Origin of the sequence: Vibrio sagamiensis NBRC 104589 (assembly GCF_007990935.1) — a bacterium.
GTDB classification, from domain to species: Bacteria; Pseudomonadota; Gammaproteobacteria; order Enterobacterales; family Vibrionaceae; genus Vibrio; species Vibrio sagamiensis.
The window spans coordinates 39,920-46,998 of sequence record NZ_BJXJ01000033.1; the positions used below are offsets into that span (position 1 = coordinate 39,920).

Below are 7,079 nucleotides of genomic sequence, written 5' to 3' on the forward strand. Positions count from 1 at the left end.
TTGATTAATGTCTTTTGATTAACCAATGTGTTTTGATCATGATTTGATTTTTTACTCGATAAATCAATCTTATTTGATGTTTTATTGGACATATTTAGCCCCCCTAGTTGTAATTAAAATTAAGGTGCACTGAACATAGGTATAACTTTAGGATAGAGAATTAAGGGAGATTACAGAGAGAAACTGGCTAGGGATGACGCTGGAAAACTGACTTTAATATTTTTATCTTTAAATCACTCTTTGTCAGAGCAGAATTTACTATACCGCATCTTTTGATAAAAGAAAGCTTTATTTTTACTCGATTGGTCAATGTATGTTTCTGATCATCTCGATTGAAGGCTCATCAGTGTTCGTGCATCATGGCTGATATCGATGGCTTAAGCCGCTTTGAGCCGGCTCGCTCTTAAGCCAACCGTTTGACAATCATCCGCTCAGCTTGGAAAGACAAACATGACCACTTCACCGATTAAGACTGCCGTCATTGGCTATGGATTCTCAGCAAAAACCTTTCATATTCCTTTTGTTACTCATTTGAATGAATTTGAGCTTGTGGCAATAAGTACGAGCAAACAAGAGGTTAAAGATGACTGGCCTGACATAAGACATTTTGAGCAAGCTGATGATTTAGTCACTCAGTCAGATGCTGAATTGGTGATAATTACTGCGCCAAATGATGTTCATTTCAAGCTGGCTAAATTGGCATTGGAGAATGGAAAGCATGTGATCATCGAGAAACCTTTTGTTACAAAAATCGATGAGGGTGAAGAGCTTATAGCCTTAGCCAAGGAACAAGGGCTGCTGTTAAGTGTTTACCATAATCGACGATGGGATGGTGACTTCTTGACGGTTCAGAAAATGCTTAATGAACAACGCTTAGGTAAGCTAAAGTATTTCGAATCTCATTTTGATCGCTTCCGCCCTGAGGTTCGCCAGCGTTGGAAGGAACAAGCCGAAGATGGGGGCGGTCTTTTATTTGATTTGGGCTCTCATCTTCTTGATCAAGCCATAACCTTGTTTGGGCTACCAGAAGCCATTAGTGCGGATTGCAAAATCATGCGCCAAGGGTCTAATAATGTTGATTATTTCCATTTGATTTTACATTATCCAGATCATCTCGCCGTTTTACATGGTGACATGCTCAGTGCGGGCCCAAACAAACGTTTGACGATTAATGGTACTGCCGGCAGTTATATAAAATATGGTCTTGATCCTCAAGAAGAGCGTCTCATTGCCGGTGCGATTCCATCAACGGGTGATTGGTCAGAAGAAGAGCCTTCTCAATATGGCCATTTTTACGATGTCAACCATTGCCAGCCGATTAAAACAGAAAGAGGTTGCTATCAGGAGTACTTTTGTCAGGTAGCTTCAGCCATTCATACGGGGTCAGATTGCCCAGTTACAGCTGAAGAGGCGTTACTGAATATTAAATTGATCAATCTTGCGATGGAAAGCAGTGATTTGGGTAAGAAGTTATTTATTAAAGACTTATAAGGTATAACAAAACAGATAGCTGCCCTTCAGGAAAAGTACTTCTTTGCTAACAATAAGCATGAAGCTTCTTAGAAGGGCATGATGTTGACGTCTTTATGCCAATTTAAAGTAAGATAATGCCAGTGATCTCTAAACCCTCTAGTGCTGCTGCGCCAAACTCAGAAGCACTCATTCCTGCCTCGTAAGCGCTACTGATAGATTCAGATGCCACTTCATTCACATCGCCAATATGAGAATTCCAACCGATACCGGCTAAGCTCGTCGTGTTGTAAATAAACGGAAGGCTATCGACCACGGAGGCACTAAAACCACGTTCAATAACAAACTTTGTAATGAACTCACTGATGCCCATTTTTCCCGCGTTGCCAAATTCGATCTCGGCGGCACTATGGAGAATCTCAACGGACTCGTGCCCTGCGACTTCAGCGGTTGAACCTTCAGCGCCAATATTGACACTGATGCTACCGATTTTTTCATGTATTCCAGGAATGGCATCCACTTCTCTCAGTAAATAAGAGTCCAACTGCTTGGCAAAATTTGCAGCGGCAGTCTGGCTGTCAAACTTAATGACCGTTTTTTCTGCAACATCAGCACTTTGATTGATGGTTTTAACAAGCGTCGTGCCTCCTGTTTCTATCGAGGCTTGGTTTGCGGGCAGTCCGGTGCCAGCTTCAAGGAAGCCTATCTCAGACATGATATCAAGTTCAGTCGTGGAGACTTCTTGGTGGTAATAGGCTTGTGCGTACTCCTCTGTCGGTATCGCGAGATACTCATGAATAGCTTGTTGGGCTCCGCCGGTTTTCATGATGCTGTGTAGGTCATTAAACGCGGAGGTGAACGACTCTGTTGCAGTTTTTGGTCCAATGGTTGTTGAGCTGAAGCCTAGGACTTGGAATGGATTGCCAATCATGCCTTTTTTAGCTAGATAAACTGTGGTGGCCCCAAGACCAGATAAGACGGCCCCAGTTGAAGCTATGGTCGCTAAATATCGATGGTTAAGATCTTTATCTGCGGTTATATCATCATAAACCATGACATTGGACAGGATGGCTGGGGAAGTTTGGATGCCTTGAGAAGTATAAGCGTTATTGAGAAAAGACAATGTTGTTTGGTGGCTGTTAGCAATAAACTGGACCTCTACTTTTTCCCAACTTCTTCCATCAGTTGTGTTGTGAAAGGGTCTGTCTACGGTTCCTCGTCGACCATTTATCCAAAATTCTTCTGTAATCAGAGGATGTTGCTTGAAAAGGGAGATTTTCTCGTCTGCTATTTCAACTTGAAGGCTAACGGGTTGGTAAGAATAATTCATCTCATTATAATTGATAAAATTACCTGAGAAATTGAAGCTAAGTGTGTAGCTTTGCCCCGGTATTGTAGCGAGTACTGTCTGTATTGTCGTGGATTGGTTCGGCTTACCAACAATGAGCGAAAAACCATTAGAAGGGCCTTTTTCACTATCGAGTTGGGTGGTGGAATTGTGAATATTAAGTGGAGTGGTGCAATGGTTGTTTTGTTGTAACGAGCACCAAGATTCAATTTTGGTGAGCGTCGGAATAAAACGAGGGTTGAGTACTTTTTGATGTTGTAAGTAGTATAGAATGGCCTCCCCAATTTCTTGCTTTATGGCAGCTTCTTGAGCTCTATAATGATCGTAGTCAGAGTGTGAAGTGTCGAGTATTGATGTGCTTTGAATGTAGTTATTGGCAATGTTATTAAGATTGGAACGTTCAACATTATTTAATATCATGTTAAAGCGTTGTGAAGCTTTTTTTGACAATATTTTATCTGCTTTAAATAGGTGTTTGTGGGAGTTATTTATCTGAGGAGGGTTTGCAAATAATGACTTACTAATAATAAATAAGTAAATAAATATTGATATTACTTTTACAATTTTCATATTTTGTCATTTCTAATTTAAATGAGTGAAATAAGTGATATTACTTTTATAATTACACTTGAAATATTGAATTTGCTTTCTAAAAACCTTTTTTATTTCATGGTTATATGGTTAAAGTATAGTCACAAGTCATTCCATTTCACAAGGAAATTAATAGTGTCTTTATTCTATCTATTTAATAAATATTAAGTTCTTAGAAAAGATCAAATACGTGAAATAACCACCTAAACTCAAAATGGTATATAGATAAATAATCTATTGATTTATATAGTCTGCTTGATTACTATATTCTACTCATCAATATCAACTAACCGAAAAGGAGTAAAAATCATGACAATTACATTCTTATCCTTTGCAGGTCTTACCCGATAAGTAGCACAAAGCTATCTAATCTATTTCAAGGTTTTGGCTTTCTAGTAAAGCTACGCCCGGTCGATTGACCTGCCAATACGTTTTACGTTTTAAATCCTATTTTAAGGAATTGGTATTATGGGCAAATCCGTCCAAACAATTGCTGACAACGTCAATTTGATCGCTTCTAAAGATACGTGGATCGAAGGCTTAGCGGTTCAGCAACTTATAAAAACATCAGAATTAACAGGGATGAGGCGAGTGGCAGGCATGCCAGACTTGCACCCGGGAAGAGGTTATCCCATTGGGGCGGCGTTTTTTACGACCAAGACCATTTATCCGGCACTAGTCGGCAATGATATTGGTTGTGGGATGTCGCTCTGGCAAACATCGATAAAAACCACCAAAGTGAATTTGGATAAAATGGTCAAGAAGTTTGAGCATATCGAGCAGCCACTCAATGACAGCTGGAATGATATTGTTCAAGCGAGAAAAGCAGAAAAAAACATCACAACTCAAGCTTATGACCATGCTTTAGGTACTATTGGGGGCGGTAATCATTTTGCAGAGTTTCAGGCTATTGAGGATGTCTATCACCCTGAGGCGCTAAACGAACTGGGCTTAAATACAAAGCAGTTATTGTTATTGGTTCACTCCGGCTCAAGAGGCTTGGGACAATCAATTCTGACCGAGCATATTAACTCACATAATCACAACGGGATTGAAATCAGTTCGGCTGACCACCCTCATTCCGACTTTGCTCATTATATGGAACAGCATGATGAGGCTGTGCGTTGGGCCGAGCTTAATCGCGAGCTCATTGCCCTAAGGTTTCTTGAGGCAGTTCGGACTGATGGCCAGTGTGTGTTAGATATTAACCACAATCTAGTGTCACCGAAAACAATCAATAATGAATCGGGTTGGTTACATAGAAAAGGAGCCACACCGAGTGATAAAGGATATGTTGTTATTCCGGGATCACGTGGTGACTACAGTTATTTAGTTAAGCCAATGAGTGATTCCGACCAAGCGATGCAGACGAGTCTCTATTCATTGCCACATGGAGCGGGCAGAAAATGGAAACGTGGTGAGTGCCATGGCAGGCTAGGCCACAAATATAAACGCGAGGATCTTTACCGCACCGCTTTGGGGAGTCGAGTGGTATGTGGCAATAAGGAACTGCTTTACGATGAAGCGCCTCAAGCTTATAAAAAATGTCAAACAGTGATCAACGATATGGTTATGGCGGGCTTGATCACGGTCGTTGCTAAATTACGTCCGGTATTAACCTTCAAAACCAATGGGGATTGTTCATCATGATATTACTGCAATTATCATCAGGGCAAGGTCCTCTCGAATGCTGTAAAGCGGTTGGTTTAGCATTAAAACACATTGAAAAACAGTGCCAGCAACAAGCGATTGAATTAACCATCGTAGAGACTATCCCAGCAGAAAAAAAAGGGTGTTTTAAGTCTTTATTATTGAAGCTTGAATCAAGCCATAAAGGGAGAGCCAAATTGCTCGCTTCATCGTGGCAAGGTGCGATGTTATGGGTCTGTCAAAGCCACTTTAGACCGAAGCATAAGCGTAAAAACTGGTTTTTTGGTGGGCGGATGTTTGAGCTTAATGAAGCCAAGTTTGGGGCGGGTGTGACCTATCAAACTTGCCGCGCATCAGGCGCTGGGGGGCAGCATGTTAATACGACCAACTCTGCGGTTAGGGCAATGCATAATGAAACGGGAATGTCAGTACGTGTCGAGAGTGAGCGAAGTCAGCATGCTAATAAACGGCTGGCGAAAGCGTTACTCTTTCAAAAACTAGACATGCTTGAGCAAGAAAAAGCGACCTCTCAAGACAAAGCTCGTTGGCAACAACACTGGGAGCTTGAAAGAGGTAATCCAGTAAGAACATTTAAAGGCGATAAATTTGTTGCTGCCGATACTTTTTGAGTACTGGCATGAGAAAAATAAATATTAGGGTATAGAGGATCTCGTTATGTAATTCCATCTCGGCACAGTCAATAGAAGCCTCATGATATAAGAGGAATGAACTGTGCCTATTTCACCAAAAAAGATAATTATCCCTTTTTGGCTATATACCCAAGCATTTTGAAATGACTTGGGTATCAATCCCATGGAGAAATATAATGAGAATAAAATATCCTCGTACCCCTCATTTACCTTGGTCGCCAGGTGCGACGCCTGATGATATACACCAAAGTCATCTGCAAAACTTTATTGGTAAGCAGATTGTCGTGACAGAAAAAATGGATGGTGAAAATACCACATTTTATCATGACTATATTCATGCGAGATCCATTGATAGTCGTTTTCATGTTTCAAGAGCTTGGGTAAAAGCATTGCAAGCAGAGAGCGGTTATTTGATCCCAAAAGGATGGCGTATTTGTGGAGATATCCTGCCAACATTACAGCCATTTTTATGTGATGTGTGGCTTGAGTGGCAGTGGCAAAACCTCTTGGATTGCTAACAATCTAAAAGGCTTTGAAGTGATTTCTCTTGATCAAATAAGAGCAGAGTTAAATGGTAAACGTGAGTGCCAAAAAAAACGAGGGCAAGTCCTACAACTGGCTAAATTGCGTTTAAAAAGAGCCTTAGCTGCAAAGCGAAATGTTGTGTGGGACGCCACCAATATCAGAAAGGATTTCAGGAGCGTCTTGTGTGATTTGGGTGATAACTACAATGCCTTGGTGACCATTGTGGCTTTTCAACAAAAACTAAGCCGCATTTACGAGAATAACAACAAGCGCCGACATGCTATCAGTTACGAAGTGCTTGAAGCTCAACAGAAAAAACTGGAATGGCCATGGCGGTCTGAAGCCCATCGAATGTTAGTTATCGGAGAAAAAGGCCAAGATCTGCTTAGGCAAGGAACATTTCTTTAAGCCGCGCTGAATATCAAACGATTCTATCTACGAGTCGTTGTTGCGATTGAAGGCTAAGGTCACCTCATAGCACAGAGCATCTGAGGTGACTTTTTGCTGATTATTTTTACTCTCCCAGACAAGTTCATAGGTAAGTTAAATTCCATTAACCTTTATAATATCAGGTAGCTATATTGATTTTGGTAAAGCTGCGTTATCACTATCATTTATGTCATGTGATTGGCCATAAGAATGCGATCAATTTAACCTCGAGTCAGTGCTTATCGTCGGCTGTTTACAAATAGAACATGTACTTTACTCGATTTCTCCGCGGGTAAAAGTAAGTGAAAGAAATTTTAGATTTTTTGCTAAAGCTTTTTTTATCTGCGCCGTTAATAAAAGTAACTTTGAGAGAACTACTTGGTTTTCCGAGACATCGGAAGCCGCAACACGGAAAA

General features: G+C 40.8%; 6 protein-coding genes. 5 read left to right on the top strand and 1 reads right to left on the bottom strand.

Features of this window, described 5'->3' with window-relative positions; all coding sequences use genetic code 11:
- The first annotated feature begins 450 nt into the window (after nt 1–450).
- A complete protein-coding gene (locus VSA01S_RS14900) occupies nt 451–1,491 on the top strand; it encodes an oxidoreductase (protein WP_039981969.1) in 1,041 nt (346 codons plus the stop codon).
- 103 nt (nt 1,492–1,594) lie between these two features.
- Here the strand turns inward: VSA01S_RS14900 and VSA01S_RS14905 are convergent, their stop codons facing one another.
- Nucleotides 1,595–3,238 (bottom strand): hypothetical protein, encoded by a 1,644-nt coding sequence (locus VSA01S_RS14905; protein WP_186810632.1) that lies wholly within the window; start codon nt 3,236–3,238, stop codon nt 1,595–1,597.
- Nucleotides 3,239–3,877: 639 nt separating this feature from the next.
- Here VSA01S_RS14905 and VSA01S_RS14910 point away from each other — a divergent pair.
- The 4 genes from VSA01S_RS14910 to VSA01S_RS14925 all read left to right on the top strand — a co-directional run bounded on the left by VSA01S_RS14910 (nt 3,878) and on the right by VSA01S_RS14925 (nt 6,642).
- Nucleotides 3,878–5,059, top strand: a complete 1,182-nt coding sequence (locus tag VSA01S_RS14910; protein ID WP_039983200.1) for an RNA ligase RtcB family protein — start codon at nt 3,878–3,880, stop codon at nt 5,057–5,059.
- Nucleotides 5,056–5,688: a peptide chain release factor H gene (gene prfH, locus VSA01S_RS14915; RefSeq protein ID WP_039983201.1), complete on the top strand. Its 633-nt coding sequence runs from the start codon at nt 5,056–5,058 to the stop codon at nt 5,686–5,688. The genes VSA01S_RS14910 and prfH overlap by 4 nt, the downstream gene beginning before the upstream one ends.
- Nucleotides 5,689–5,885: 197 nt before the next feature.
- Nucleotides 5,886–6,227 carry an RNA ligase family protein gene (locus VSA01S_RS14920; protein WP_174302261.1) on the top strand — a complete coding sequence of 114 codons (342 nt, stop codon included), beginning with the start codon at nt 5,886–5,888 and terminating at the stop codon, nt 6,225–6,227.
- The gene (locus tag VSA01S_RS14925) at nt 6,145–6,642 is read left to right on the top strand and encodes an ATP-binding protein (RefSeq protein ID WP_145993914.1); all 498 of its coding nucleotides are present in this window, start codon (nt 6,145–6,147) and stop codon (nt 6,640–6,642) included. The genes VSA01S_RS14920 and VSA01S_RS14925 overlap by 83 nt, the downstream gene beginning before the upstream one ends.
- Nucleotides 6,643–7,079: the final 437 nt, after the last annotated feature.

Bases quoted from the DNA above. Each gene is read 5' to 3' on its own strand.
- VSA01S_RS14905 (WP_186810632.1), bottom strand. From the start codon at position 3,238: ATGATATTAAATAATGTTGAACGTTCCAATCTTAATAACATTGCCAAT.
- prfH (WP_039983201.1), top strand. From the start codon at position 5,056: ATGATATTACTGCAATTATCATCAGGGCAAGGTCCTCTCGAATGCTGT.
- VSA01S_RS14910 (WP_039983200.1), top strand. From the start codon at position 3,878: ATGGGCAAATCCGTCCAAACAATTGCTGACAACGTCAATTTGATCGCT.
- VSA01S_RS14900 (WP_039981969.1), top strand. From the start codon at position 451: ATGACCACTTCACCGATTAAGACTGCCGTCATTGGCTATGGATTCTCA.
- VSA01S_RS14920 (WP_174302261.1), top strand. From the start codon at position 5,886: ATGAGAATAAAATATCCTCGTACCCCTCATTTACCTTGGTCGCCAGGT.